Origin of the sequence: Sulfuricurvum sp., assembly GCF_041651515.1 — a bacterium.
Taxonomy (GTDB): Bacteria; Campylobacterota; Campylobacteria; order Campylobacterales; family Sulfurimonadaceae; genus Sulfuricurvum.
The window spans coordinates 373,176-398,581 of sequence record NZ_JBAZJF010000002.1; the positions used below are offsets into that span (position 1 = coordinate 373,176).

Below are 25,406 nucleotides of genomic sequence, written 5' to 3' on the forward strand. Positions count from 1 at the left end.
ACCGCGATGGATGAATTTCAAGAGATATTACAAGACTTTTTGGTCGAATCGTTTGAGCTGATCGAGCAGCTTGACCAAGACCTCGTCGAGTTGGAATCACGGCCCGATGATTTGGATCTGCTTAACCGTATATTTAGGGTTGCCCATACGATTAAGGGGGCCAGTTCATTTTTGAACTTTGATGTTTTAACCCACTTGACGCATCATATGGAAAATCTGCTTAACATGGCACGTCACGGTGATTTGACGATTGATGCTAATGTTATGGACGTTATTCTTGAATCGATTGATTTGATGAAAGCGCTGCTGGTCCGTATCCGCGACAGCGGAGAAGATTCAGGGCTGGAAGTATTGGGTTGTGTCGGCAGATTAGACGCGGTAGCGAACGGTACATCCGAAGATGCTCCGGTGGAAGCACCTGCCCCGGTACAAGAGGTTCCTGCCCCTGTTGCTACTGTTGAAGAAGAACCGGATTATTCAGGGATGAGTGACGCGGAAGTTGAAGCGGAAATAGAGCGGCTTATTGCCGTTCGTCAAGCCGAAGATGCCGCCAAGCGTGCTGTAAAACAAGATACCACACCTGCTTCGGTAGAAGAAGAACCGGATTATTCAGGGATGAGCGACGCGGAAGTCGAAGCAGAGATAGAGCGGCTTATTGCCGTTCGTCAAGCCGAAGATGCCGCCAAGCGTGCCGGTAAAAAAGCAGAATCGGAAGCACCAAAAGCGGCTCCGGCTCCTGTTCCGGCAGCTCCTGTTGCAGCCCCTAAAGCGGAAGTGACTCCGGTAGCTAAACCTGCTGCTCCTGCACCAAGACGCAGTGAACCAAAAGAGGAGGGTGAAAATCGTGGAGGATCAACGGTCGAACAGACGATTCGTGTTGATGTCAAGCGGTTAGATCATCTTATGAATCTTATCGGGGAGCTTGTTCTAGGTAAAAATCGTCTTATTAAAATCAATGATGACGTAGAAGAGCGGTATGAGGGAGAAGCCTTCCTTGAAGAGCTTAATCAGGTTGTCTCTATTGTTTCTCTTGTAACTACTGATTTACAAATTGCCGTTATGAAAACCCGTATGCTTCCGATTGGAAAAGTTTTCAATAAATTCCCTCGTATGATTCGCGATCTTTCCCGTGAACTGAGCAAAAATATTGAATTAGAGATTGTAGGGGAAGATACGGAGCTTGATAAATCGATTGTCGAAGAGATTGGCGATCCTTTGGTTCATATTATTCGTAACTCATGCGACCATGGTATCGAAACACCTGCTGTCCGTTTGGCTGCTGGCAAAGGGGAAGTCGGTACGATTCAGCTTAAGGCGTATCATGAGGGGAACCACATCGTTATTCAAATTATCGATGACGGTAAAGGTCTCGATGCGGATATGCTTAAATCAAAATCCATTGAAAAAGGGATTATTACCGAAAAAGAGGCCGATGGAATGTCGGAAAAAGAGGCATTTGCCCTCATCTTCCGCCCGGGCTTTTCAACTGCCGCACAGGTGACCAGCGTTTCGGGTCGCGGTGTCGGTATGGACGTGGTAAAAACCAACATCGAAAAACTCAACGGTATGATCGACATTGACTCGGAAGTGGGTCAAGGGACGTCGATGAAACTCAAAATTCCTCTCACCCTTGCCATTATTCAAGCGTTGTTGGTCGGAGTGCAGGAAGAGTATTATGCGATTCCGCTCGCCTCTGTTCTTGAGACCGTTCGTATCAGCAAGGATGAGATTTATACGGTTGAAAGCCGTTCGGTTATGCGTCTTCGTGATGAGGTTCTTTCTCTTGTGCATATCGGAGATATTTTCGAAGTGGAACGGGTATTTGACAACAGCGAACACGCTTACGTTGTTGTTCTTGGCCTTGCTGAAAGTAAGATCGGGCTTATCGTCGATTCTTTGGTCGGGCAAGAAGAGATCGTTATTAAATCTCTCGGTGAATACCTCAAAGGGATCGAGGGGATTGCCGGTGCAACCATTCGCGGGGATGGCGGCGTAACATTGATCGTTGACGTAGCGGCATTGATGCAAATGGCAAAATCGGTTAAATCTACCGTAGGACAAGAGAGTGCGGAAGCCAAAGGGCGTTTAGGGGTCAAAAATTCTGCGAGTGATTATTGTGTGATGATTGTGGATGATTCAAAAACGGATCGTACCATTATGCGCAAATCACTTGAACCGCTGGGAATTACATTGGTTGAAGCGACAGACGGAGTTGAAGCACTTAATATTCTCAAGCAAGGAGATCATAATTTTGACGGTATGCTCGTTGACATCGAGATGCCGAGAATGGATGGATATACCCTTGCTTCTGAGATTAAAAAATACAACAAATACAAAAATTTACCACTCATCGCTGTCACTTCCCGTACCGGAAAAGCGGATCGAATGCGCGGAGTGGAGTCGGGAATGATCGAATACATCACCAAACCGTATTCTCCGGAGTATTTGATGAATGTGGTCAAACGAAATATTAAGTTTAACGAGGGGCTATAATCATGAGCGAAAAACTTCAACAAATCATTAATAAACAGCAAAAAAACCTCTCTGGCGAAGATACTAAAATTGATGAAGTGATTCAATTGGTTGGATTCATCGTTGGTGATGAAGAGTTTTCGGTACCCATTTTGAGTATTCAAGAGATTATTAAACCGATCTCATGGACCCGTGTCCCACAGACTCCTGCCTATATTTTAGGGGTTTTTAATCTTCGCGGTTCGGTGATTCCATTGATTGATTTGCGATCACGTTTTGGATTGCCGACGTTGAAGCATACGGAAGAGACCCGTTTTATCGTCATGAAAAACGGTGACGATGTAGCCGGATTTGTTATCGACCGTCTTACCGAGGCTATACGGCTTCCAAAACGGGATGTGGGACCGGCTCCTGAAACCATCTCGGAATCCGAAAGTTTGATTGACGGTGTCGGCAAACAAGCCGATCGTATTATTACGATTCTTAAAGTTTGGAAACTCTTAGAAAGAAATTTCTGATTTAGTTCCATTTATGGCACAATATCGCCATGAATGAAACACACTTTTATGCACGTCGCCAAAAACTCCTCGACCGAATGGAGGAGGGGGTGGCGATCGTCACCTCTGCACCTACGCAAAGCCGCTCAAACGATACCGAATATCTCTACCGACAAAACAGCGATTTTTATTACCTGTGCGGATTTAACGAAGATAATTCTATTTTAATCTTGGTAAAAAACCCTGAATTGACGAAAACCATTCTCTTTGTGGAAGCCTATAATGCGGAACACGCCCTTTGGAATGGCGCACGTCTAGGCGTTGAGAGAGCACGCGAACGTTTTCGTGTCGATGACGTACACGATATTTCCGAATATGCAACAATGATTAAAGACGTTTTGCGAGAACATATCAATCTTTATATCGATCTTTACAGTGATTCGACGAGACTCACAGAGGTTAAAAATGCGGCGCAGTCACTCCACAGTACACGGGGTGTCAAGCGTCATATTCGCTCTATTCACGATGTTACCCATTTAATCCGCTCAATGCGACTCATCAAATCCGATGAAGAGATAGAGACAATCAAAAAAGCGATTGCTATTACCGCTGAAGCACACCATACAGCACTGCGGAAGTGTCGTACCGGGATGTTGGAATATCAGCTTCAAGCTGCCATGAGTTATGTGTTTCTGAACAGCGGCGCATCGGCAGAAGCGTACGGTGCGATCGTAGCGGGGGGAAATAATGCCAATACCCTTCATTACGTTGATAACCGCGATGAACTCCGAGACGGTGATTTAGTCCTGATTGATGCGGCGTGTGAATGGGAACTCTATGCCAGTGATATTACCCGTACCTTTCCGATCAACGGAAAATTCAGTGATGCTCAGCGTGAGGTATACGAAAAAGTTCTCGATGTTCAGCTCCGTGTTATCGAAGCGATACGTGTGGGGGTGAAACGGGATTGGTTGCAAATGTACAGTGAAGAACTCTTATGCGATGCTCTGATCGAACTTGGGATTTTGAGCGGAGAACGAAGTACATTGATAGAAGCCAAAGAGCATAAAAAATATGCCCCGCACGGGATAGGTCACTGGATGGGACTGGATGTCCATGACCCGTGTCCGTATGTGGATGAAGCGGGAGAATCGTTAGCCTTTGAAGCGGGGATGGTGATGACGATTGAACCGGGACTGTACTTCCGAGCGGATGATGAAAGTGTCCCCGAACGTTATCGGGGGATCGGTATCCGTATCGAGGATAATATTCTTGTCACCGAAGAGGGGTATGAGAACCTCTCAGCGATGATAGCCAAGAGTGTGGAAGAGATAGAGGGGATTTGCCATAATCAGTTATAGCTATAACTCCATCCGCTGAGGCCGTCTTTCGCCTCTTTAAATCCTTCCGAATCCCCTAAAAAATCGATAATATGCAATAGCGTCCACGGAATGCTGTTCGCCTCCGCATCATCGACGATGTGTTTGGGCATAGGGGTCTCTTGGGTCGTCATGGCAAATGCGATCCGTTCTCGGTTACTTAACACATGGCTGGTCGCAGTAATACCCAACTCACGGCAAAATTTTTCCAAAAGGAGAGGTCTTACCTCTTCGGGGATCACATCGGCCGTGTTGAGGATGATGGTGAAATGGATTGGAAGTTCATCCACCATCATTGAGGGGGATGCCATAAGGATATATTCAACCCCTTCAAGCTGCTTTTGAATTTCAGATTGTGAGAGGTAGCTGTGGACTTTGAGTGCTTGCATCTCCTGCATTAGTGGTCTCCTTCGATAATTTTGGCTAAGAGAGAGGTTATTCCGATGTGAAGATTGTAATTCCGAGTCGGAAAATCGATCCACTCATCTTTTAGGTTGACACTGTAAGAGCTTAGATATCTCCCCAGTGTTTCCAATTCGATCGCTACATAGCACTTTGCCGCATCCGGGGTAGTGTTGGTACGGACTAATTCCCCTTTGCTATTGCTTTTCGCAAGGGTGAAGGCAAGAGTTTTAAGACTCATCAAATCGCACCAGCGGATAAAAAGAGCCGGTGTTAGGAGAGGGTGTGGAGTCCCCTCGGGATCAAACAAAAGTTTTTGTTCTCTCAGCGGAATAAGTACGCTTAAAATGGCTTCACAGTAGGGAATGCTCTTTTGTTGCCAAAACGGTGCTTCGTCACTGCGCTCTAATGCGGCAGAGATGGCACTAATAATCTCTTTTAGGTTCCCTGAGCTGAGCAAGGTTGCCATGGAATGCAAAATCATGCTTTCTCCGTTTTTCCGCAACTGTAACCTTTTTTGTATAATATGCGTATTAACTAAAGGAGATTGTATGTTGGATAAAGGATGGATCACAAATTATATTTCGATTGGATTGGTAGGGGTTTCGTACGCATTTGAGGGGTATGCGGCAAATGCAATCCGCGCGGCAGGACTGTTTGCCCTTTCCGGTGCGGTGACGAATCAACTGGCCATTCACATGCTGTTTGAAAAAGTCCCTTTTTTATACGGTTCGGGGATTATACTCGATCGCTTCGAATCGATCCGAGAAGCACTAAAAATTCTGATCATGGAACAATTTTTTACCCCGGAAAAGATTGAAGCGTTCGTTCAATCCCAAGAGCGCTCAATAGAATTAGCCCCTATTATTGAACAAACTGATTTTACCCCTGCGTATGAGGCGCTCTTAAAAAGTGTGATGGAATCACCAATGGGGGGGATGATCGGAATGTTCGGCGGTGAGTCTTTGATTGCCAAACTCAAAGAACCGTTTTTGGAAAAAATCAAACTCTCTACGATAGAGATTAGTCAGAGTGAATCGTTTATGAACGCACTCAATAGCCATCTGCATCAGGGGGGAGCACATTTGAGCGGGACAATTGGTGAGATCGTTGAATCGCGCCTTGCCGAGCTTACTCCCCAAATGATCAAAGAGATGCTCCATGGACTTATGAAAGAGCATTTGGGATGGTTGGTTGTCTGGGGTGGAGTTTTTGGCGGGGTGATAGGGATCCTCTCGTCATTGCTCATTTAAACAATCTCACTTAAAAGACTTGACAACAGTGGACTCAAAGTATTATAATTCATCTAACTCAATCAGGAGAATTTTATGTCAAACAATATTTTTGAAAAACTAACCCACCAAATGACCGAGATGATCGAATCATCGATTTCTCTGGCCCTTCATAATAAAAACAGTGAAGTTGAATCGATCCATTTTTTATGGGCATTGCTGGCTAATAGCAATTCACCTCTCAATCAGGCATTGATGAAAATGAATGTGGATAAAACGGCTATTGAACTCGATGTAAAAAGTGCTGCTAATAAGCTGTCGAGTGTTTCGAGTGTTACCAAAGAGAGCATTCGCCTATCACGCGATTTTGTTCATGCCCTTGAACGAGGTTTGGCTGAAATGGCAGTAAACGGCGATCAATTTGTAGCCGTTGACACGTTTTTACTGGGCAATTTAAACCATACCCCTTTTAAAGATATCCTTGAAAAGTATGTGAATGTATTTGAACTGCGTAAAACATTTGAAGCTATGCGCGCCGGACAAAAAATAGAGAGCCAAACCGCGGATGAAAATTTAGAGGCTCTTGATAAATACGGGATAGATTTAACTAAATTAGCAGTTGAAGGTCAACTGTCTCCCGTTATCGGTCGTGATGAAGAGATTGGACGGATGATGCAGATTTTGATCCGTAAAACGAAAAATAATCCGATTCTTCTCGGTGAACCTGGGGTAGGTAAAACAGCTCTTGTCGAGGGGTTGGCTCAGCGAATTGTCAACAAAGAGGTCCCGTTAAGCCTCCAAAACAAAAAAGTTATTGCATTGGATATGAGCGCATTAATTGCCGGGGCTAAATATCGTGGTGAGTTTGAAGATCGTCTTAAAGCGGTGATTGATGAGGTGAAAAAATCGGCCAATATCATCCTCTTTATCGATGAAATTCATACGATTGTAGGGGCAGGGGCATCTGAGGGGTCTATGGATGCGGCAAACATTCTCAAACCGGCACTCGCACGGGGAGAACTCCATACAATTGGAGCAACAACACTCAAAGAATATCGTAAGTATTTCGAAAAAGATGCCGCATTACAACGTCGTTTTCAACCTGTATCGGTTGATGAACCAAGCGTTAACCAAACATTGCAAATTTTACGTGGACTTAAAGAGCGTCTTGAAGCGCATCACAGTATTAATATTGCCGATTCGGCATTGGTTGCGGCGGCAAAACTCTCCGATCGATATATTAATGATCGATTTTTACCGGACAAAGCGATCGATTTGATCGATGAAGCAGCGGCTGAGTTACGAATGCAAAAAGAATCTGAACCAAATGCCTTAGCTTCCGTTAAACGACGTCAATCGAATTTACAAGTGGAGAAAGAGGCTCTGAAAATGGAAGAGTCTGTTGCCAATACTAAACGGCTGGAGGAGATTGAACGCGAGCTCGCCGATGCCGATGAAGGGCGACGAAGTTTGGAAACGCAGTTCGCCCATGAAAAAGGGGAGTTTGATAAAGTTTCAAAAATTAAACGTGAGATAGAGTTGATGCGTCGTGAAGCAGAGAATGCACAACAAAATGGTGATTTTACCAAAGTTGCAGAGATTACTCATGGTCATATCCCTAAGCTTATCAAAGAAGAAGAAGAGCTTCAAGAGCGTTGGAAAGTGATGCAAAGTGCGGGAACACTGCTTAAAAACAGTGTGGATGAAGCCTCTATCGCCGGAATCGTAAGCCGTTGGACGAAGATTCCGGTAAACAAAATGCTCCAAAGTGAAAAAGAGAAGATTCTTCACATCGAAGATGAACTCAACCGCGATGTTGTGGGGCAAGAGAAAGCGACCCATGCGGTAGCGCGTGCGATCAAACGGAACAAAGCAGGACTCTCTGATAAGAGCCGGCCGATCGGATCGTTCTTGTTCCTTGGGCCTACCGGGGTTGGGAAAACGCAGACGGCAAAAACATTGGCAAAATTCCTCTTCGACAGCTCCGAATCGATGATCCGTATCGATATGTCGGAGTATATGGAGAAACATGCCGTTTCTCGTCTTGTCGGTGCCCCTCCGGGGTATGTCGGGTTTGATGAGGGTGGACAGCTCACCGAAGCGGTACGCCGTAAGCCGTACAGCGTTATTTTGTTCGATGAAGTCGAAAAAGCGCATCCCGATGTTTTCAATGTATTGCTTCAGGTGCTCGATGACGGACGTTTGACCGATAATAAAGGGGTGTTGGTCGATTTTACCAATACGATCATTATTTTGACCTCTAACATCGCCAGCGACAAGATTATGGCGCATCATGGCGATCCTCAGTTGGAGGAGATGGTGCTTGGTGAACTCAAACAGCATTTCAAGCCGGAGTTTTTAAATCGTTTGGATGATGTCGTCGTCTTTAATCCGTTGGGAGAAGCACAAATTCTTAGTATTGTAGATTTGTTCTTTAAAGACATTGCGGCAAAAGTGGAAGAACGCGATATTACCCTTACCCTCACCGATGCGGCAAAACGCTATATAGCAAGTGCAGGATTTGATCCGGTGTACGGTGCTAGACCGCTTAAACGCGCATTGTATGAGATCGTCGAAGACCGTCTCGCTGATTTGATTCTCGGTGGAGAAGTTGAAGAGGGTGCTTCGGTTGCTTTTGATGCGGTTGGAGACGAGATTACCGTAACTGTGGCATAATTTAATTATGAAACTACTGACGTTCCTCTTTATATTCTTATTACCGGTATGGGGATGTACCGGTGATTGTATGACGTGCCATCCCGCACTCCTAAAAAATATTAATGCCGATAAACGGCACAAACCGATGACAACCTGTATCAAATGCCACAGTGCAAATCCTGCCAAAATGGCAGATTGCGGAAGTGATTGTTTTGCCTGTCATCCGGTAGCGAAGATTGAAGGCTCACGGGTGGCGGAACATGCCGTGATTCGCGAATGCCGCGATTGTCATATGAAGTTAAAAGCATCCCTTGCAATAGAAAATGTGCCTCAAGGGGAGTCGATGAAGCCGACATTGAGGGATTTCTTGCAACCTTGATGTTTCAGGATTGAGAAGCTTGTATGAAACTTAATCGCTCTTTAAGTAAGAATTGACTATTATTGCGTGCTAAAATTGACTAAAGGGAATGGTAATGAAAAGAACATACCAACCGCATAATACACCACGTAAACGTACCCATGGTTTCCGTGCTCGTATGGCTACAAAAAACGGTCGCCGGGTATTAAACGCTCGTCGTGCAAAAGGTAGAAAACGATTGGCTGTATAAACGGCTTTTCGATGTTGAAGCTTAATAGTGAGTTTCAACGTGTTTATAAGCGAGGTAAGAGTGCGCACAGCACTTCTATCGCGCTCTTTTATCTTCCGGTTTCGGGAGAAAAAAAAGTAGGATATACGGCCAGTAAAAAAGTCGGAAATGCTGTGGTGCGAAATCGATGCAAAAGGCGTCTGCGGGCGCTTTTTGCTGAATTTCAGCTCGGCTTGGCCGATGGATGGTACGTTTTTGTCGCCAAGGAACCGTTATTTGATAATGCGTTCGATATTGTGCGACGTGACTGCAAATATGTTTTAAAACGGACAGGTGCAATGAGTAGCAGTGGAGCGGATGATGGTAAGAAAGTTATTTCTTAAGCTCCTTTGGCTCTACCGGCACTCATTCTCTTTGGTGACACGCGGTGCGTGTCGCCATTACCCTTCATGCTCCGAATATGCTCTGTGGCAGTTCGAACGCAATACTCTCCCTCGTGCTTTTGGTGCTACTTTTTTACGCATTTGCCGATGCAATCAACTCTTTGATGGCGGTATCGATTATCCGGTGATCAGCAAACCGACAATAAAACCTACAGAACTCTCCATAAATACGATAAAATACTGGTTTGTTCCAACAAAGCGGAATTATTTTTTGATCAAAAATTTTAAGTTTAAAGGGTCACAGTGCTAGACAAATTTACTCCGAACCAGCGGCTTTTAGTTGCAGTCGCTTTATCTTTCCTATTTTTTATAGGCTATACCACTATTTTTCCTCCAAAAGCTCCAAACAGCGAAGAGAATGCGACGCAAGCTGCTGTCGTTAAACCCTCAGCAGCACAAGCTCACTCTTCCGTAACGACAGAAGCATCAGCTCCGGCACAAGAGATTAAAACGGTATCTACCGACACATTAACGACGATCAGTGCCAAAGAGTTTACCCTTAAAATCGATACGTTGGGGCGTATTTCATCTCTTATCTTGAGTGACAAAAAACACAACGGTAAAGACGGGCAGCTATCCGAGCTGGTCTCGGGGGCAGGAGCAAAGCCGCTTTATATCCGTTTTGCCGATGAAGCGCTTAATGCCGCTGCCTCAAAAACAGCGTATGCCAGCAGTGCGAGTAGCATTGTATTGGGCGAAAATGGGAAGGGGACGGTAACTCTTACCCAAAATCTCCCCGAGTTAACCGTTACCAAAACATTGACATTTTATGCCGACGGTCATTACGATGCAAAAGTGAATCTCTCCTCTGAAAAGCGTTATTACGTTTATTTAGGACAGCATCCTCAAATTGTTGAAAAAATGATGACCGTTGTCGGAAGCATGATCTATGCGGGTGACAACCTTACTACGATCTTTAAAGACGGTGATGTTGAGGGACGTTCTATTTTTACGGATGTCCATATGGCATCGGCCTTTGACCAATATTATGCTTCAATCATGTACGGGTTTGACAAATCAACCCAAGTGGTTGTTGAGAGAGACACCAAAGACAACCCCGTCACCTATTTAGAAGGGGCAAATAACTTTACGTTCAGTGGTTATATCGGACCTAAAGAGTATAAAACACTCGAATCGATTAATCCGATCCTTGTGAATGCGATTGAGTACGGCTGGTTTACTTTTGTAGCCGCCCCAATTTTTAAAATTTTGATGTACTTGCACGGAATGATAGGAAACTGGGGATGGTCAATTGTCGCTTTGACCGTTCTTATCCGTATCATCCTTTACCCTTTGACACACAAAGGGATGGTCTCTATGCAGAAGATCAAAGAGATTGCTCCCCGTATCAAAGAGGTGCAGGAGAAATACAAAGGGGATCCGCAACGTATGAATGCTGCGGTGATGGAGATGTACAAAAAACATGGTGCCAATCCATTGGGCGGCTGTTTACCGTTATTACTTCAAATTCCTGTTTTCTTTGCGATCTATCGCGTATTGCTCAATGCCGTAGAGCTCCAAGGGGCAGAGTGGGTTATGTGGGTACATGATCTCTCCCGTATGGATCCCTATTACATTTTGCCTATTTTGATGGGCGCCACGATGTTTTATCAGCAGCGTATTACACCGAGTAACTTTACCGATCCGTTGCAAGAGAAAATTTTTAAATATTTACCCCTTATTTTCACGTTCTTCTTCTTCACATTCCCTGCAGGGCTTGTGTTGTACTGGTTTGTGAACAATATTTTCTCGATTGCGCAGCAGTATATGGTCAACAAACAATTCGAAGCGGCACGTATGGCACGTCACGAAGCGCATCTTGCGGAAAAGCATCATGAAAAAGATTGAAGCCCCTACGCTAGAACTCGCCTATGCGCAGGCGGCGAGTGAATACGGATGTTCCGTAACTGCTCTTCAAGTTGAAATAATCCAATTCCCTTCCAAAGGGATTCTCGGATTATTTAAAAAAACGGCGATTATTATGGCAAATCTGCCGCACCAAGCGGCTACGGCTACGCCAAAAGTTTCGGCTCCTTTAGCGGAAGAAACAACGACCCCTTCTCCGGTAAGTGCACCGGTGCAAGAAGCCTACCAAGCAAATATACATAATGACAGACTGATTTCTGAATCTTTTGTGACGGCACAAGAGGATGACGAAGAGGTTGCTGATTCAGAAGAGGAGGTGTTTTTTGAAGAAGAACTCTCTGCGTATGAATGTGCACTGGAAGTTAAAGAGCATATCAATGCATTATTTAAAGATATTTGCTTTGATATTAACGAAGTTTCGGTGAGTGTGTATGATGAAAATACCCTTTTAGTAGAATTTACCGGACCTGATGCGGCACTTATGATCGGTAAAGAGGGGTATCGCTATAAAGCGCTCTCCTATATGCTTTTTAACTGGATTAATGCGACATATGGAATGCAGCTGCGCTTAGAGATTGCCGAATTTTTGAAAAATCAGGAAGAATCAATTTCCCGTTATTTGGTTGCTATTTTCGATATTGTCGATCATGAGGGACGAGCGCAAACCAAAGTGTTGGATGGTGTTCTCGTCCAGATTGCCCTCAAACAGCTCCGTAACCGTTATCCTGATCGTTATGTTGCGATCCGCTCTACCCGTGATGGCGGCAAGTTTATCGTCATTAACAGCTACCACGAGTATTAATTCTTTATGTCTCATACGATAGCCGCCATCGCTACTGCGAATGGCGTCGGTTCTATTGCTATTGTCCGTCTCAGCGGAGAAAATGCACTTAACATTGCCCTTTCTATTGCCCGTAAAGAGAAGCTCCTCCCCCGTTATGCCACATTGTCTCCCTTATATACCCAATCGGGTGAATTGATCGATGAAGCGATACTTATCTATTTTCAAGGTACCAAAAGTTTTACTGGAGAAGAGGTGATTGAGTTTCAATGCCACGGCGGATTTATTGTGGCACAGAGAATATTGCGTGCGGTATTGGAATACGATGTCCGATTGGCAGAACCGGGAGAATTCAGTAAGCGGGCTTTTTTGAACGGACGGCTTGATTTGACCCAGGCCGAAGCGATTGCCTCACTCATTGAAGCCAAAAGCGACGATGCGGCGCGAATTCTCGCCCGTCAGATGAAGGGTGAACTACGAGAATATGTTGAAAACATTCGTGATGCTCTTTTGGAAATTTTGGCCTATTCGGAAGTGGTTATTGATTACGCCGAAGAAGATTTACCGCAAGATGTCGTGGATCAAATTCTCGCTAAATTGCAAGCCATTACGCAAAATATTTCCAAAACACTTGAATCTTCGCGTCGTCGAGCGGGATTGATGCAAGGGTATCGTGTCGCTATTATCGGCAAGCCTAATGTTGGGAAAAGCTCACTTCTGAATACTCTTTTGGATTATGAACGGGCCATCGTGAGTGATATAGCAGGGACCACCCGTGATACCATCGAAGAGCAGGTACGTATCGGGACCCATCTGATCCGTTTGGTCGATACGGCGGGGATTCGAAAATCCTCTGATGAGATCGAGCGAATCGGAATAGAGCGCTCCATCGCTGCAATAGAGGGCGCCGATGTCGTCATCGCCCTTTTCGATGCGAGCCGTAATATCGACGAGGAAGATCAGGCGATATTGGAGCTTATCAACCGCTATAAAGAGGAAAAGCCTTTTATTATCGTTCTCAATAAGTCCGATCTCCCGAGACAATTTGAGATAGATACCTTAGCTGCCTATTCGCCGATCCATCTCAGCTGTAAGCAAGAGAGCCGTGAACTGGTCGATGCTCTGAGCAGTTTGATGGATCATGATAATAATTCTGAGGAGATGATGCTCATCTCTGAGCGTCAAATCAGCGCGACGTCGGAAGCACTCCGCTCTATCGAAGAGTCGTATGAACCGCTCGAATCCGAAGAGCTTGAAATTTTTTCGTTTCATATCAACCAAGCGATCCGCGCCATGGCGTCGCTCACCCGTCCCTACGAACTTGATGAGATGTTCGACAAGATGTTCGGGCAATTTTGTCTGGGGAAATGATGGGAACACTTATTGCGATCGATTTGGGACTGAAACGGATCGGATTGGCATTGAGCAGCGGAGTAGGAATCGTTACACCGCTTCCGGCCATAGAGCGGAAAAACCGTAACCAAGCGGCAAACGAGGTCAAAAAAGTATTGAATGAATACGAAGCGACCACCGTCGTGGTCGGTATCCCGATGGGAAGCACCACCGAAGATGAGATGCGCCGCAGAGTGGCGCACTTTATGAATCTCGTAGAATTCAGCGGGGAGATAGCCTATCAGGACGAATCCCACAGCTCGCAGGAAGCCGAAGCGCTGATGAAGGGGGATATCCGCTACAAACGCGACGGGCGGATTGACTCCCTCTCGGCGAAGATTATTTTAGAGCGGTATTTGAAAATTATTTGACTTGGATATCTACAATTTTTTCTAATTTTACAAAATGAAGTTTTGATATAATAATGCTAACAAACACGAGGTGACACGATGACGATTGCAATGAATAAAGCCATTGAAGATTTGCAGGAACTTACCCCAAATGAAAAAGGGTTTGTCGCACAGTATTTGATTTCCTCTTTGGATACCGTACAGGATGCTGATGCCCAAAATGAGTGGGCTGAATTGGCGAAAAAACGTTTCGAATCATTGGAAAATGGTGATGTTCAATCGGTAAGTTGGGAGAGTATCAAAAATCAGATTTTAGGTGCTTGAGTGAAGCCGTTGCGCTTTCATCCCGATGTGAGCGTTGATGTCAAAGGCTCATTTGATTGGTATGAAGAACAATCTATCGGACTAGGGAATAGATTTATTTCCCAACTAGAACGCTCGTATGAAGCGATCAGCCACTTTCCGCAGATGTGGTCTCCTTTTGAATATGGATTCCACCGCTATGTTTTACCCCATTTTCCATTTTCTGTCATTTACAAAGAAACCCACGATACCATTTTTGTACTTGCCGTGATGCATAATAGCCGTAAACCCGGATACTGGAAAGGTCGACTATAAAGCTTTAAAAAACTCCGCCGCTTCCTCTTCGTCATCGCTTAGTGTGGCGAAATCGTCGTCGTTTGCTATTTTCCCTTTTATAGCGGCTGCACAATACTCAAATCCGATGCGACGTGCATGTTCCAGATCGAATACAAATCCCAATCCGCTGAACTGATAGGGCTCTTCTTGCTCGATGCACAGGAGTACCCCTTCACACTGTTCTTCAAATTGTTCGACGATATCACGATAGCCGATGTTGAATTCGGTTGCGTGCCATCCTATATCCTCTAATGCTTTGTCCGAAAATTCGGCGATTCCATCTCCCGTTGTGTCATCATAGAGGGCGCGAAGATGGTTAAATCCGATAATGCTCTGCCATGCGCCGGAGGCTTTGATGAGGATGCGCTCATCATCTTCGACAACGCGGTAATTATCACCCATCATTGCGCTTAGGGGGCGCGAGAGATTGGTTGAGAGGGGTGAATTAGGGGTAACGCTCCCCTCATAGATGCTAATCAGATCAGGGGCAAACGGCTCAAATACGATTTTCCCCTCATAGGTGATAGCGAATCGCTTAGCGGAGTTGAGTGCGTATAAAAAATCGGATTTCGCAACGACGATAATCTCTTTAAAGAGGTTGAATTTTTTCATGTTATATCCATTGTTTTTGGGTGAATTGTAGCATGTGAAGTACGATAGAAGGTAAAATAGAAAATTAAACTTCCATTATAAGGGTCTGCTTATCTTAGTTTATGAAAAAATGGGGTATAATCCGCGAAATTTTAAGCATTTCAACGCTTACTCTAAGGATACCTTCATGGCATTGAACGTCTACTACGATAAAGATTGTAATATCGAATTAATCAAAAGCAAAAAAGTCGCAATGATCGGTTTTGGATCACAAGGTCATGCACACGCGGAAAACCTACGCGACAGCGGTGTCGAAGTTGTTATCGGTCTTCGCAAAGAAGGAAGCTCATGGGGCAAAGCGGAAGCTAAAGGATTCAAAGTTATGACCGTTGCGGAAGCATCAGCCTATGCAGACGTTGTTATGATTCTTCTTCCGGATGAAAACCAAGCCGAAATCTATAAAAATGAAATCGCTCCGAACCTCAAATCGGGTGCAACTATCGCATTCGGTCACGGTTTCAGCATCCATTACGGACGCATCAAGCCGGCAGCGGATATCAATGTTACAATGATCGCTCCTAAAGCTCCGGGTCATACGGTTCGTTCAGAATTCGTTCGCGGCGGCGGGATTCCCGATTTGATCGCAGTAGGACAAAATCCAAGCGGTACTACTAAAGAATTGGCGCTTTCATACGCTTCTGCTATCGGTGGAGGACGTACGGCTATCATTGAAACGACGTTTAAAGACGAAACCGAAACAGACCTCTTCGGAGAACAAGCGGTTCTTTGCGGCGGTGCCGTTTCTCTCGTTCAAGCGGGATTTGAAACATTGACGGAAGCGGGATATGCTCCGGAGCTAGCTTACTTCGAGTGTCTTCACGAATTGAAATTAATCGTTGACTTGATGTTCGAGGGGGGAATCGCGGATATGCGTTATTCAATCTCTAACACAGCGGAATACGGTGACTACGTCAGCGGTAAACGTGTTATCAATGCGGAATCAAAAGCGGCAATGAAAGAGATCTTAAAAGAGATCCAAGATGGCCGTTTCGCGAAAGACTTCATCCTTGAAGGTCAAGCGGGTTACCCTCGTATGAACGCTGAGCGTGCAAATGCAAAAGCATCATTGATTGAACGTACAGGGGTACAATTGCGTGCAATGATGCCATGGATTTCTAAAAATAAAATCGTTAACCAAAGCACAAACTAATTCTCCTTTCAGAGCTTCTTGCTCTGATAACCCCACAATGAGGCTCTACCCAGTCCATGCACAAATATCAGCGCTCTTCTAAACTTTTCACTCGATCTGCAGTTACTAAAATCATTTGGATTCTCAGTGTTTTAATAGCCACCATCGGAGCATTTTTCATCGGGTATTTTTTAGGATTTCAGCAAGCCGAAAAAGAGCTTAGACATGAGCGAGAGCAGACTCAAAAGCTGATTGATCAGATTCAGTCGATTGCAAAAATCGATGAGATGAATGTGACAGCTTCCTCTAAAGCACAAACACAAGATAAAGAGATCGATCGGCTCAAAACTGAACTTAAGTCATTACTTCTTAAAGAACGTGAAGCGCCTAGTGCACGACATGAGTATGCCCCAAAGGAGCCAAAAGCCTCACCCCCTCCAAGTGAAAAGCGCATTCCCCGTGTAAGCGGAACGGAAGGTAAACTGGTCATTATCATTGATGATGTTTCGTATGAACGTGATATCGCAGCCATTCGATCGGTTGGACTGCCGTTGGTGATGTCCTTTTTGCCACCAAGTCCCCGACATCCGGAATCGGCACAGCTAGCGGCCAAAGAGGGGACATATATGGTTCACCTTCCTATGGAAGCGGTCAGTTTTACCGATGAAGAACCGGAGACGTTGCACGTGGGGGACAGTGAAGAAAAGATTGCCAATAGAATTGCGGAGCTAAAGCGTTTATATCCACACGTTCACTATATGAATAACCATACCGGTTCCAAATTTACTTCGGATACAGCGTCGATGGAAAAGCTGCTTCCCATCCTCAAAAAAGAGGGAATTGTTTTCGTGGACAGTCGAACTATCGGAACCACCAAAGTTCCTGAGATAGCTAAAAAACTTGGATTGCGATATCTGGGCAGAGATGTTTTTCTGGACCATGAAGATGGAGTAGAAAATGTCAAACGTCAGATCAAAGAAGCGGTAGAACAAGCGAAGAAATACGGGACAGCAATCGCTATCGGTCATCCGCGCAAGGATACGATCGAAGCATTGAAGCAGTCGTGCGGCATTCTCTCCCAAGTCAAGATCGTAGGTATAGGAGATATCTAAATATGGAAGCGGTCAAATATAAGATAGAAACCGTCAGTTGATTTACTGGACGGTCATACGATGAAATTCCAATTCTGTGCCGTTGTATAGGTTCCCTGCATTTCGACAGAGTTGACGAAATTTCCGGCAACCTCTTGGATACTCATACCGTGATTGATTGCATCCATCCAGTAGCTTTTTCCTGCAGTGTCTGAAGCGCGTCCAAGCATGAGTTGGTAGAACGTTTCGATTTTTGCATCATTGCTCATGGTATCCCATGCCGTATTGGTGTTGGTAAAGTATTCGCTGGAACGGACGAAATCGGTGGCAATAGCACCGATACTATTGCCGTTATTGAACATCGATGCCCAGTATTGAAATCCATTAAGGTCGGCTTGGCGTCCAAGTACGTGTTGGTAGAGTGATACGATTTGGGTCAAATCTTCATTATTGGAAATGCTATAGGTTCCGTTGCCGAATTGGATACTTTCCGCATTGACGATAGTATCAGTATGACCTGTGGCGAGTGTCTGAACATAAGTTTTTCCATTATCACGGGTAATGATATAATCGCTCATATTTCCGCTGTAGGTGACAGTATCGTTTCCACTTCCTCCGAAGATTCGGTCATTGCCTCCTGCGGAATGAACGGTATCATCTCCTCCTCCGGCATGAATTTCATTATCACCCGGTCCGCATGTAATATCTTGATGCCCATCTCCGGTAAAAATGGTTTGTTTTCCTTCACTGCCGTTGAGAATGATGTTTGCTCCGATGAGGGTTGCGAATTCGACATTATTAAGATTGATCGTTGTATTGGACGGAAGTGCTTGTGCATCGATGACCAGTGCTTCTACGGGAGGCAATTGTCCGGCATTTGTTGCTACGGTGGAGGCTGTTCCCTGGATTGTAATTGGGGTTGAAGGAGCGTTTGTCCCGGAGTCTGTCAACGTTATTTTATTGATTATCAGATTGTCTGTTACACCGTTCAATGTTTGTAAGAAGCTAGAACCGCCGCTGAGCATATTGCTTTTACTCGCATCCGTTGATGGAGCCGTTTCAGTAATAAGGGCAATCAAATTATTGATGGAATCTTGCATTGTATGTGCGGTGACGGGGGCGCGTGCACCGATTGCCGTCAATCCTACTCCGGTTGGGAGGCTCGCCGTAGTTGCCCAATCGGTATGGGTGCTTTCTCCCCAGAAGAGAGGGATGTCCGCCGTACTCGCACTACCGGTAATGTCCACGCGGTTGGAGGTGATCGGTGCGATGATGATCTCGTCTACTGTGTTGCCGTTCGTATCGGTTGTGGTGGTTGTTTGTACTGTGGCACCGTCAATTGTAGTAGTCGGAGTGGAGGGTATGGGAGGTACTACATTATTGGTGGAAATGACAGTAGTGGCACTATTGGTCGCAGCAGCAGCGATGCCGTCACTTACGCTTACCGCAAAGGTGGTGGTTTCACTCGCACCGGATGCAACATGATTGTCCGTCGGAGTGAACACCAGTGCATGGATGGCTGATTGTGCCTGTGCTGCTGTACCGCTAAAGGTGTATACACCCGTACCTGCATTATAGGTACCGCCGCTTAGGTTGGAGAGAGCTCCTTTGGATGCGGTATCGAGCGTAACCGTCAGGGTCTGAGTTTGCGCGGTATCGGCATCGGAGATCGTAAATGCCGAGAATGGCGTAGCGGTTGCCGTATCGTTGATATTGGTCACGGCGGTTGCCCCGCCCACAAGCGGTGCGTCATTGACCGAGGTCGAAACGACGGTGGTAGAATTATTGGTCGCAGCAGCAGCGATGCCGTCATTCACGCTTACCGTAAAGGTGGTCGTTTCGGTCAATCCCGGATTGACATGGTTGGCCGTAGGGGTGAATACCAGCGCGCGGATTGCCGCTTGTGCTTGTGCCGCCGTACCACTAAAGGTGTACACTCCCGTACCTGCATTATAGGTACCGCCGCTTAGGTTGGAGAGAGCTCCTTTGGATGCTGTATCGAGCGTAACCGTCAGGGTCTGAGTTTGCGCGGTATCGGCATCGGAGATCGTAAATGCCGAAAACGGTGTAGCGGTTGCCGTATCGTTGATATTGGTCACGGCGGTTGCCCCACCAATAAGCGGTGCGTCATTGATCGAGGTCGAAACGACGGTGGTGGTCGCATCAGTTGCGGTAACTGCCGTAGTGGCATCAGAAACGGACAGAGTAAACGTGGTCGTTTCGGTCAATCCCGGATTGACATGATTGGCCGTCGGGGTGAACACCATGCCTCGGATGTCCGTTTGTGCTGTTGCTGCTGTGACATTGGTCAAGGTGTAGGAGCCGTTGTGGTTATCGGTAAATCCTGATAGAGTTGTGAAACTCCCTTTGGCTTGGGTGTCCAGCGTTACGGTGACAGTGACGTTGTTTCCGGTTCCGGCATTTGCGATGGTAGCAGCCGAAAATGGCTGATCCGTGGCGTTGTCGTTGACCGCTTGATTCGCTGATACGCCGCCGATCGTAGGTGGCGGGTAAATGGCGATGGAGACGGTATCGGTGGCAGTGCTGAATGCCGTTGTACCACCGTTGGTGGTCGTATCTACTTTGGTCGCTGCTGTGCCACTGGTCTGATCCCAAGCACGGAAAGTCAGTGCGGAGAGGATGTTGCCGCTGATGCCGTTGTTGGAGTGGTAATACAAGCGGGTATTGGCATCCGAAGCCAGCAGCAGCGCGCTGTTGGCTGCCACCCCCCCCCCTGCTGTCCAGGTTGTCCCGGCATTGGTGGAGTAATACAGGGTGCCATTCGTGGTATCGGTCGCAGTGATTGCGATCCCTTTCACCGCAGCGCTATCCGCATCGGTGATTCCCCCCACCAGTGCAGAGAGCAGTGTACTACCGGTGCTGGAACCGTTGCTCGGTGCGGACGGGTTGATCCCTAAACCGTTCAAGGAAGGAGAAGCGGCGGCATTGAGCACCGGCGCATCGTTGATCGAAGCGGAGATCACGGTGGTAGCCGCATCGGTCGCCGAATTGCCTGCCGCATCGGTGGTGAGGACGGTGAACGTGGTGGTTTCGCTCGACCCCGGGGCAACGCGGTTGGCGGTCGGGGTAAATACCAGCCCCTGGATCGCGGTGGTCGCATTTGCCACCGTGCCGGTATAGGTATACACGCCGCCGCCGGCATTGGTAAAGCCGTTCAAGGTGGTGAAGCTCCCTTTGGCCGCCGTGTCCAGCGTGATCTGCACCGTTACGTTGTTGGCCTCGGTAAACGTCATCGCCGAGAACGGAGAGTTTGTAGCATTGTCGTTGACTGCCTGAGCTGCTACACCGCTGGAAATAGTCGGTGCTGTGGTATCCAGCACATACGCTTGAGTACTCGCCGTGCCGCTATTACCTGCCGCATCCGATACCCGTACCTGCAAGGTATTACTGCCGGACAGTGTTTGTCCTGCCAAAGACCATGTGTTCGCCCCGACACTTGTCGTAGCAGTCGTCCACGTACTACCGTTATCTAATGAAACTTGGACAATCTCTCCTGATACTAAATTAGCGCTGAGAGTCCCGCTGATGGTTTGAGCAGTGGTTTTGGTGATGAAGTCGGTCGAGCTGGTTCCGGTATCGGCAGAGAGAGCCATCGTCGCAATGGTAGTGGTCGGTGCTGTGGTATCCAGCACATACGCTTGAGTACTTGCCGTGCCGTTATTACCTGCCGCATCCGATACCCGTACCTGCAAAATATTACTGGGAAGCAGTGTTTGTCCTGCCAAAGACCAGGTGTTTTGACCGATGACGTTGGTTGCCGTCGCCCATGTGGTGCCATTATCCAACGACACTTGGACGATTTCCCCTGCCACGGTTACCCCGCTCAAAGTTCCGCTGATGGTCTGTACGGCAGTTTTGCTGATGAAGTCGGTCGAGCTGGTTCCGGTATCGGCAGAGAGAGCCATCGTCGCAACGGGAGTGGTCGGTGCCGTGGTGTCCAGGGTATAGGTATGAGTATACGCGGTACTGCTGCCGCCCGCATTGGTTACACGGGCTTGCAAGGTGTTGCTGCCGGAGAGGGTCGCGGCCAGTGACCAGGTGTTTTGTCCGATAGTGTTGGTCGCCGTCGTCCATGTGCTGCCGTTATCTAGCGACACTTGGACGGTTTCTCCCGTCACCGTTACCCCGCTCAAGGTTCCGCTGATGGTTTGAGCAGCGGTTTTGGTGATGAAGTCGGTAGAACTGGTACCGGTATCGGCTGAAAACAAGGCAGTAGATATTGTGGTAGTGGGAGCAGAAACAGGTAGAGTAAAGACGATAGTATCGGCTTCAAACTCGACTGTCCCTCCACCATTGGCTGTAACTTTGATAGATGTGACTGGACCCCAGGCATTGGCGCCTGATAGATTGACTGTATAAGAGGGCCCTGTACCACTATTATCATACAAATTATTATATGTTGGATTAACATTGTAAGTATGGGTAGTCGCCCCATTAAAACCCTGAATTGTAAAATCTGTAACTTGACCGGTATTAGTAATAAAACCTATAAGAAAACTCGATACATCCACCGCACTGTTAAAAGCAAAATTGATATAACTGTTTCCGTTTGTATTAGAAAAAACTATATTTCCGCTTCCAGGATTCCAAATTGCCAGTCCATTATCATTGGTTGTCACACTCACAGTTACACCGTTTACGGTTTGCTGAATAGGTTCATTAGGTGTTGCTGTTGTAAAATCAAAAGTAGAAGGTGCAAGTATTTGATTGTAGTCTGATATTACAAGAGCGTTACTTGTCACTTGTCCTATTTGCTTTTCTAATACCCAGTCCCCGCCAAGACTGCCTGAACCCGTAACATCGTTCGATGCGGCAATATCCGCCCCAGTTACTTGAGCGAGTTTACCGATGAAATCAACGCCGTTTTGATCGGCAGCGACGTTACACCCATACAGAAGGATGTCCCCCGATTCGCTAAGGCTACTGCCGATTTGTGATAATACCCCTGCGTAGTCGTTGAGATTCGCACTGTCGAGATTTAACGCACCCAGATTGAGCGCTCCATCGCTTCCGTGGCTGAGGAGATGAATTGCGCTTAGATTCGAATATCCGGACGTAATCGCCGCCATTTGCGCCAAAACGTCACCGTTGCTGTTCAGTACATAGACGGGGGTGCCCGCCGGGATTCCGGCAACTAAAGTTTGATAGTCGGCGACATTGTTGAGGACAAAAGCGATCTGTTGGGGTTGAGTAACGGTATCCATGGATACTGGCTCCTAAAGTATGAAATAAGATTATGGTAAAACCATCCGTAAAGAGTTTCTAAAAGCCCTTTAATTAGGTAGTATCCTAACTTTTGAAAACAACTTTATGTTATTTTTTGCCGATAATTGTAGTATAGATCATCATAAATAATTATTAAAAAATGACTTTTTGTCATAAAAAAAGAGAGTTTATAGGAATGTGATACAATATCTCGAATGACACCTCAAGAGGTTACAGAGATGAAAATCACCGAGCATATCACTGAACTAGAAGCGATGAAACGTTATCCCGAAACCCTTTACTACAAAGGTTCCATCGACCTCCTTTCCTCTCCTAAAATCTCCATCGTCGGAACACGTCGTCCAAGCCCCTACACTCGCACCATGACCTATGAGCTTTCAAAGAAACTCTCTCATGCCGGAGTAGTGATCGTTAGCGGTGCTGCCGCAGGAGTTGACACCCTCGCGCATGAGGGGGCCGGTGCGGCGCATACGATTGCGGTAATGCCTTGCGGTATTCATCATCGCTATCCGACGTCTAATACTGCATTGATTGAAAACATTGAAAAAAGCGGTTTAGTCCTTAGTCAATTTGATCCCGATTTTTCAGCTACCCATTGGAGCTTTGTGATTCGCAATGAGATTGTTGTGGCTCTAGGAGACGCACTCATCGTTACGGAAGCCGACATGGGGAGTGGAAGTATGCGAAGTGTAGAGTATGCGCTGGAGATGGGCAAAAAGATATACGTACTGCCACACCGTCTTGGGGAGAGCGAGGCGACACACAGGTTGTTGGCCGATGGAAAAGCGACTGCTATCGAAGAGATCGACCGCTTTGTCGCGCAATTCGGCGTGAGCGTGGTGCAGAAGCATACCGATACATCGTTTATCGCCTTTTGCCGCACCTCTCCGACGTACGAAGAAGCCGTATTAAAATTTCCAAGCGATATTTTTGAAGCGGAATTAGGTGGTGTGATCGAAGTGAGAAATGGAAGGATAATTGTTGTTTAATATGCTTCAGTGCGGCAAAAGGGTAGCCCTTTGCCGTTCAATTAATGTTGAGCCGTACTTTCATATCCGTAGTGTTTTACGAGATAATTGATGATGGTTTGCTGATCTTCTTTTGGGATCGGTGCTTTGAACTCATTTACCATTTTTTGGACGGTTCCTGTCCAGTAGGGACGGCTTTTTTTCCCTTGGTTAAGGATGTAACCGAATGAATGGCAAATAAGGCAGTATTGTTGTGTCACTTCATCATGATCACCCGCTTCGACAGGGTAATCGACATAGGGCATTTCGATTGGTTTGGCCACTTGTGCAAACAGAGCAGATGCGCTTAGTAATACACTTGCAAATAATAATTTCATTTTCATAATCTCTCTCCCTCCTTACACTATTTTCACATTGACGTGATCGACGCCATTGTATTGGTATCCGCCCGCATTCCAGCCGATTTCATTTTCCTGCGGCTGAATGTTGCCGATGCGGTTGATAGCGCGCACCATAATAGTGTATTCCCCTTTGGCTTTCGGTTCCCAACTGAAAGTCCATTGGCGATAGGCGTATTTGCCGTAATCTTTTTGCAGTGCGGTGGCACTCCAGCTTTTTCCGCCATCCGTAGAAATCATAACTTCTCGGATCCCTTTTCCCTGATCAAATGCGACCCCCGTGACATTGACACGAGACCCTTTTTTGATGATCGTATTTGGGGTAGGGTAGCCGATGACCGATTTGACTTTCATTGCCGCGATCGGTTTACGTTTGTACTCGAAGTCACTTCCAGAGATAACGCATTCACAATCGTTATCGGGAACGGTGTACGCGACATCCATAAAGAAGGTTTTGCGATATTCATCCATAACGGTGATTTCAGAGAGCATTTTAACCCAGCTGTCCGAGAAGTGCCCCGGAATGACGAGACGAAGAGGAAAACCGTTGAGATACGGAAGATCTTCACCGTTCATTGCATAGGCAACGATAAGTTCACCGCTGAGCGCTTCATCCATCTCCATTTCACGGAAAAAATGGGGAGTTTCATCGACTGCCGGTTTTTCTAGACCGTTGACACCGACAAATTTTGCAGAGCCTTTGACCCCTGCCATATTCAGGATGTCTTTTAGACGTACCCCTTTCCATACGGCACATCCCATTGCACCGTGTCCCCATTGGACACCGTGAGTTGCTTGGCCGGTTTTGGCGTAATATTTACGACTGTTTCCGCCGCATTGAAGAACCGATGTGATCTCCACGGGTTCAAATTTGGATTTTAAATCATCGACACTCAAAGAGAGAGGTTTTTCAACGGCTCCTTGAACTTGAAGACGAAACTCATTCAAATCGATGTAGGTCGGGATATCGGGCATGTGCCAACGGACGAAAAACTGATCGTTCGGGGTGATAACTTGGGTGAAAATATCACGTGGCGACTCAAGTAGCGGAGGACGATCGGAGATTACCTTGAGCGGTTTTTTTTCCGGAAATGCGATTACCGGTGGGACAAAGTCATGAGGAACTTCGGTAATAATAGGTTTGGCCGTCTCTTTGGCAAATAGAGTGGATGCACCGAGTACTAAACCGGCACCTAAAAAATTTCTGCGATTAAAATGATCCAT

The 25,406-nt window shown here is 46.4% G+C and carries 24 protein-coding genes; 18 read left to right on the forward strand and 6 right to left on the reverse strand.

Annotation, left to right across the window (positions count from 1 at the left end):
• The first annotated feature begins 6 nt into the window (after positions 1-6).
• Genes WC407_RS05085 through WC407_RS05095 form a run of 3 tightly spaced genes read left to right on the forward strand, consistent with a single transcriptional unit; the run spans position 7 to position 4,330 of the window.
• A complete protein-coding gene (locus WC407_RS05085; RefSeq protein ID WP_373021494.1) occupies positions 7-2,493 on the forward strand; it encodes a chemotaxis protein CheW in 2,487 nt (828 codons plus the stop codon).
• A 2-nt stretch (positions 2,494-2,495) separates the two neighbouring features.
• On the forward strand, positions 2,496-2,990 hold the full coding sequence (locus WC407_RS05090; protein ID WP_373021495.1) for a chemotaxis protein CheW: 495 nt from the start codon (positions 2,496-2,498) through the stop codon (positions 2,988-2,990).
• A 29-nt stretch (positions 2,991-3,019) separates the two neighbouring features.
• Positions 3,020-4,330: an aminopeptidase P N-terminal domain-containing protein gene (locus tag WC407_RS05095; protein ID WP_373021496.1), complete on the forward strand. Its 1,311-nt coding sequence runs from the start codon at positions 3,020-3,022 to the stop codon at positions 4,328-4,330.
• Here the strand turns inward: WC407_RS05095 and WC407_RS05100 are convergent.
• Positions 4,321-4,746 (reverse strand): hypothetical protein, encoded by a 426-nt coding sequence (locus WC407_RS05100; protein ID WP_373021497.1) that lies wholly within the window; start codon positions 4,744-4,746, stop codon positions 4,321-4,323. The genes WC407_RS05095 and WC407_RS05100 overlap by 10 nt on opposite strands.
• On the reverse strand, positions 4,746-5,234 hold the full coding sequence (locus WC407_RS05105; protein ID WP_373021499.1) for a hypothetical protein: 489 nt from the start codon (positions 5,232-5,234) through the stop codon (positions 4,746-4,748). Before WC407_RS05105 ends, WC407_RS05100 begins: the two co-directional genes overlap by 1 nt.
• A 67-nt stretch (positions 5,235-5,301) precedes the next feature.
• Here WC407_RS05105 and WC407_RS05110 point away from each other — a divergent pair, with 67 nt between their 5' ends.
• The 12 genes from WC407_RS05110 to WC407_RS05165 all read left to right on the forward strand — a co-directional run bounded on the left by WC407_RS05110 (position 5,302) and on the right by WC407_RS05165 (position 14,677).
• Entirely contained in the window at positions 5,302-6,003 is a 702-nt protein-coding gene (locus WC407_RS05110) for a DUF445 domain-containing protein (RefSeq protein ID WP_373021500.1), read from the forward strand.
• 75 nt (positions 6,004-6,078) lie between these two features.
• Positions 6,079-8,658 (forward strand): ATP-dependent Clp protease ATP-binding subunit, encoded by a 2,580-nt coding sequence (locus tag WC407_RS05115; protein ID WP_373021501.1) that lies wholly within the window; start codon positions 6,079-6,081, stop codon positions 8,656-8,658.
• Between the two features lie 7 nt (positions 8,659-8,665).
• Positions 8,666-9,019 carry a hypothetical protein gene (locus WC407_RS05120; RefSeq protein WP_373021502.1) on the forward strand — a complete coding sequence of 118 codons (354 nt, stop codon included), beginning with the start codon at positions 8,666-8,668 and terminating at the stop codon, positions 9,017-9,019.
• 94 nt (positions 9,020-9,113) lie between these two features.
• Complete coding sequence (rpmH, locus tag WC407_RS05125) at positions 9,114-9,248, forward strand: 50S ribosomal protein L34 (protein ID WP_013459438.1); 135 nt, start codon at positions 9,114-9,116, stop codon at positions 9,246-9,248.
• Between the two features lie 11 nt (positions 9,249-9,259).
• On the forward strand, positions 9,260-9,610 hold the full coding sequence (rnpA, locus tag WC407_RS05130; protein ID WP_373021503.1) for a ribonuclease P protein component: 351 nt from the start codon (positions 9,260-9,262) through the stop codon (positions 9,608-9,610).
• Positions 9,588-9,920, forward strand: a complete 333-nt coding sequence (yidD, locus tag WC407_RS05135) for a membrane protein insertion efficiency factor YidD (protein WP_373021504.1) — start codon at positions 9,588-9,590, stop codon at positions 9,918-9,920. The genes rnpA and yidD overlap by 23 nt, the downstream gene beginning before the upstream one ends.
• The gene (gene yidC, locus WC407_RS05140) at positions 9,914-11,518 is read left to right on the forward strand and encodes a membrane protein insertase YidC (RefSeq protein ID WP_373021505.1); all 1,605 of its coding nucleotides are present in this window, start codon (positions 9,914-9,916) and stop codon (positions 11,516-11,518) included. The genes yidD and yidC overlap by 7 nt, the downstream gene beginning before the upstream one ends.
• On the forward strand, positions 11,505-12,338 hold the full coding sequence (locus WC407_RS05145) for a Jag N-terminal domain-containing protein (RefSeq protein WP_373021506.1): 834 nt from the start codon (positions 11,505-11,507) through the stop codon (positions 12,336-12,338). Before yidC ends, WC407_RS05145 begins: the two co-directional genes overlap by 14 nt.
• A 6-nt stretch (positions 12,339-12,344) precedes the next feature.
• Complete coding sequence (mnmE, locus tag WC407_RS05150) at positions 12,345-13,688, forward strand: tRNA uridine-5-carboxymethylaminomethyl(34) synthesis GTPase MnmE (RefSeq protein WP_373021507.1); 1,344 nt, start codon at positions 12,345-12,347, stop codon at positions 13,686-13,688.
• Complete coding sequence (gene ruvX, locus WC407_RS05155) at positions 13,688-14,080, forward strand: Holliday junction resolvase RuvX (RefSeq protein ID WP_373021508.1); 393 nt, start codon at positions 13,688-13,690, stop codon at positions 14,078-14,080. The genes mnmE and ruvX overlap by 1 nt, the downstream gene beginning before the upstream one ends.
• A gap of 78 nt (positions 14,081-14,158) precedes the next feature.
• Complete coding sequence (locus WC407_RS05160) at positions 14,159-14,383, forward strand: addiction module protein (protein WP_373021509.1); 225 nt, start codon at positions 14,159-14,161, stop codon at positions 14,381-14,383.
• Positions 14,384-14,677: a type II toxin-antitoxin system RelE/ParE family toxin gene (locus WC407_RS05165; RefSeq protein WP_373021510.1), complete on the forward strand. Its 294-nt coding sequence runs from the start codon at positions 14,384-14,386 to the stop codon at positions 14,675-14,677.
• Here the strand turns inward: WC407_RS05165 and WC407_RS05170 are convergent.
• The gene (locus WC407_RS05170; RefSeq protein ID WP_373021511.1) at positions 14,672-15,310 is read right to left on the reverse strand and encodes a hypothetical protein; all 639 of its coding nucleotides are present in this window, start codon (positions 15,308-15,310) and stop codon (positions 14,672-14,674) included. The two genes, WC407_RS05165 and WC407_RS05170, sit on opposite strands and share 6 nt — an antisense overlap.
• A 166-nt stretch (positions 15,311-15,476) precedes the next feature.
• Between WC407_RS05170 and ilvC the strand changes: the two genes are divergently transcribed.
• Together ilvC and WC407_RS05180 are read left to right on the forward strand one after the other, a co-directional pair.
• Positions 15,477-16,499, forward strand: coding sequence for a ketol-acid reductoisomerase (gene ilvC / locus WC407_RS05175; protein ID WP_373021512.1), 1,023 nt, complete (start codon positions 15,477-15,479; stop codon positions 16,497-16,499).
• A 56-nt stretch (positions 16,500-16,555) separates the two neighbouring features.
• Entirely contained in the window at positions 16,556-17,590 is a 1,035-nt protein-coding gene (locus WC407_RS05180) for a divergent polysaccharide deacetylase family protein (protein ID WP_373021513.1), read from the forward strand.
• Between the two features lie 53 nt (positions 17,591-17,643).
• Here WC407_RS05180 and WC407_RS05185 read toward each other — a convergent pair whose 3' ends face one another.
• Positions 17,644-22,794 (reverse strand): DUF4347 domain-containing protein, encoded by a 5,151-nt coding sequence (locus WC407_RS05185; protein WP_373021514.1) that lies wholly within the window; start codon positions 22,792-22,794, stop codon positions 17,644-17,646.
• A gap of 240 nt (positions 22,795-23,034) precedes the next feature.
• Between WC407_RS05185 and WC407_RS05190 the strand changes: the two genes are divergently transcribed.
• Complete coding sequence (locus WC407_RS05190; protein WP_373021515.1) at positions 23,035-23,805, forward strand: DNA-processing protein DprA; 771 nt, start codon at positions 23,035-23,037, stop codon at positions 23,803-23,805.
• A gap of 41 nt (positions 23,806-23,846) precedes the next feature.
• On the opposite strand, the gene WC407_RS05195 is transcribed toward WC407_RS05190, so the two are convergent.
• Together WC407_RS05195 and WC407_RS05200 are read right to left on the reverse strand one after the other, a co-directional pair.
• On the reverse strand, positions 23,847-24,167 hold the full coding sequence (locus WC407_RS05195; RefSeq protein ID WP_373021516.1) for a sulfite:cytochrome C oxidoreductase subunit B: 321 nt from the start codon (positions 24,165-24,167) through the stop codon (positions 23,847-23,849).
• Between the two features lie 15 nt (positions 24,168-24,182).
• Positions 24,183-25,406, reverse strand: coding sequence for a molybdopterin-dependent oxidoreductase (locus WC407_RS05200; protein WP_373021517.1), 1,224 nt, complete (start codon positions 25,404-25,406; stop codon positions 24,183-24,185).

What these genes read in the sequence shown, in the direction of transcription:
- WC407_RS05085 (WP_373021494.1), top strand. Translation starts at nt 7, where the DNA reads ATGGATGAATTTCAAGAGATATTACAAGACTTTTTGGTCGAATCGTTT.
- WC407_RS05090 (WP_373021495.1), top strand. Translation starts at nt 2,496, where the DNA reads ATGAGCGAAAAACTTCAACAAATCATTAATAAACAGCAAAAAAACCTC.
- WC407_RS05095 (WP_373021496.1), top strand. Translation starts at nt 3,020, where the DNA reads ATGAATGAAACACACTTTTATGCACGTCGCCAAAAACTCCTCGACCGA.
- WC407_RS05100 (WP_373021497.1), bottom strand. Translation starts at nt 4,746, where the DNA reads ATGCAGGAGATGCAAGCACTCAAAGTCCACAGCTACCTCTCACAATCT.
- WC407_RS05105 (WP_373021499.1), bottom strand. Translation starts at nt 5,234, where the DNA reads ATGATTTTGCATTCCATGGCAACCTTGCTCAGCTCAGGGAACCTAAAA.
- WC407_RS05110 (WP_373021500.1), top strand. Translation starts at nt 5,302, where the DNA reads ATGTTGGATAAAGGATGGATCACAAATTATATTTCGATTGGATTGGTA.
- WC407_RS05115 (WP_373021501.1), top strand. Translation starts at nt 6,079, where the DNA reads ATGTCAAACAATATTTTTGAAAAACTAACCCACCAAATGACCGAGATG.
- WC407_RS05120 (WP_373021502.1), top strand. Translation starts at nt 8,666, where the DNA reads ATGAAACTACTGACGTTCCTCTTTATATTCTTATTACCGGTATGGGGA.
- rpmH (WP_013459438.1), top strand. Translation starts at nt 9,114, where the DNA reads ATGAAAAGAACATACCAACCGCATAATACACCACGTAAACGTACCCAT.
- rnpA (WP_373021503.1), top strand. Translation starts at nt 9,260, where the DNA reads ATGTTGAAGCTTAATAGTGAGTTTCAACGTGTTTATAAGCGAGGTAAG.
- yidD (WP_373021504.1), top strand. Translation starts at nt 9,588, where the DNA reads ATGGTAAGAAAGTTATTTCTTAAGCTCCTTTGGCTCTACCGGCACTCA.
- WC407_RS05145 (WP_373021506.1), top strand. Translation starts at nt 11,505, where the DNA reads ATGAAAAAGATTGAAGCCCCTACGCTAGAACTCGCCTATGCGCAGGCG.
- mnmE (WP_373021507.1), top strand. Translation starts at nt 12,345, where the DNA reads ATGTCTCATACGATAGCCGCCATCGCTACTGCGAATGGCGTCGGTTCT.
- ruvX (WP_373021508.1), top strand. Translation starts at nt 13,688, where the DNA reads ATGGGAACACTTATTGCGATCGATTTGGGACTGAAACGGATCGGATTG.
- WC407_RS05160 (WP_373021509.1), top strand. Translation starts at nt 14,159, where the DNA reads ATGACGATTGCAATGAATAAAGCCATTGAAGATTTGCAGGAACTTACC.
- WC407_RS05170 (WP_373021511.1), bottom strand. Translation starts at nt 15,310, where the DNA reads ATGAAAAAATTCAACCTCTTTAAAGAGATTATCGTCGTTGCGAAATCC.
- ilvC (WP_373021512.1), top strand. Translation starts at nt 15,477, where the DNA reads ATGGCATTGAACGTCTACTACGATAAAGATTGTAATATCGAATTAATC.
- WC407_RS05180 (WP_373021513.1), top strand. Translation starts at nt 16,556, where the DNA reads ATGCACAAATATCAGCGCTCTTCTAAACTTTTCACTCGATCTGCAGTT.
- WC407_RS05185 (WP_373021514.1), bottom strand. Translation starts at nt 22,794, where the DNA reads ATGGATACCGTTACTCAACCCCAACAGATCGCTTTTGTCCTCAACAAT.
- WC407_RS05190 (WP_373021515.1), top strand. Translation starts at nt 23,035, where the DNA reads ATGAAAATCACCGAGCATATCACTGAACTAGAAGCGATGAAACGTTAT.
- WC407_RS05195 (WP_373021516.1), bottom strand. Translation starts at nt 24,167, where the DNA reads ATGAAAATGAAATTATTATTTGCAAGTGTATTACTAAGCGCATCTGCT.
- WC407_RS05200 (WP_373021517.1), bottom strand. Translation starts at nt 25,406, where the DNA reads ATGGATCATTTTAATCGCAGAAATTTTTTAGGTGCCGGTTTAGTACTC.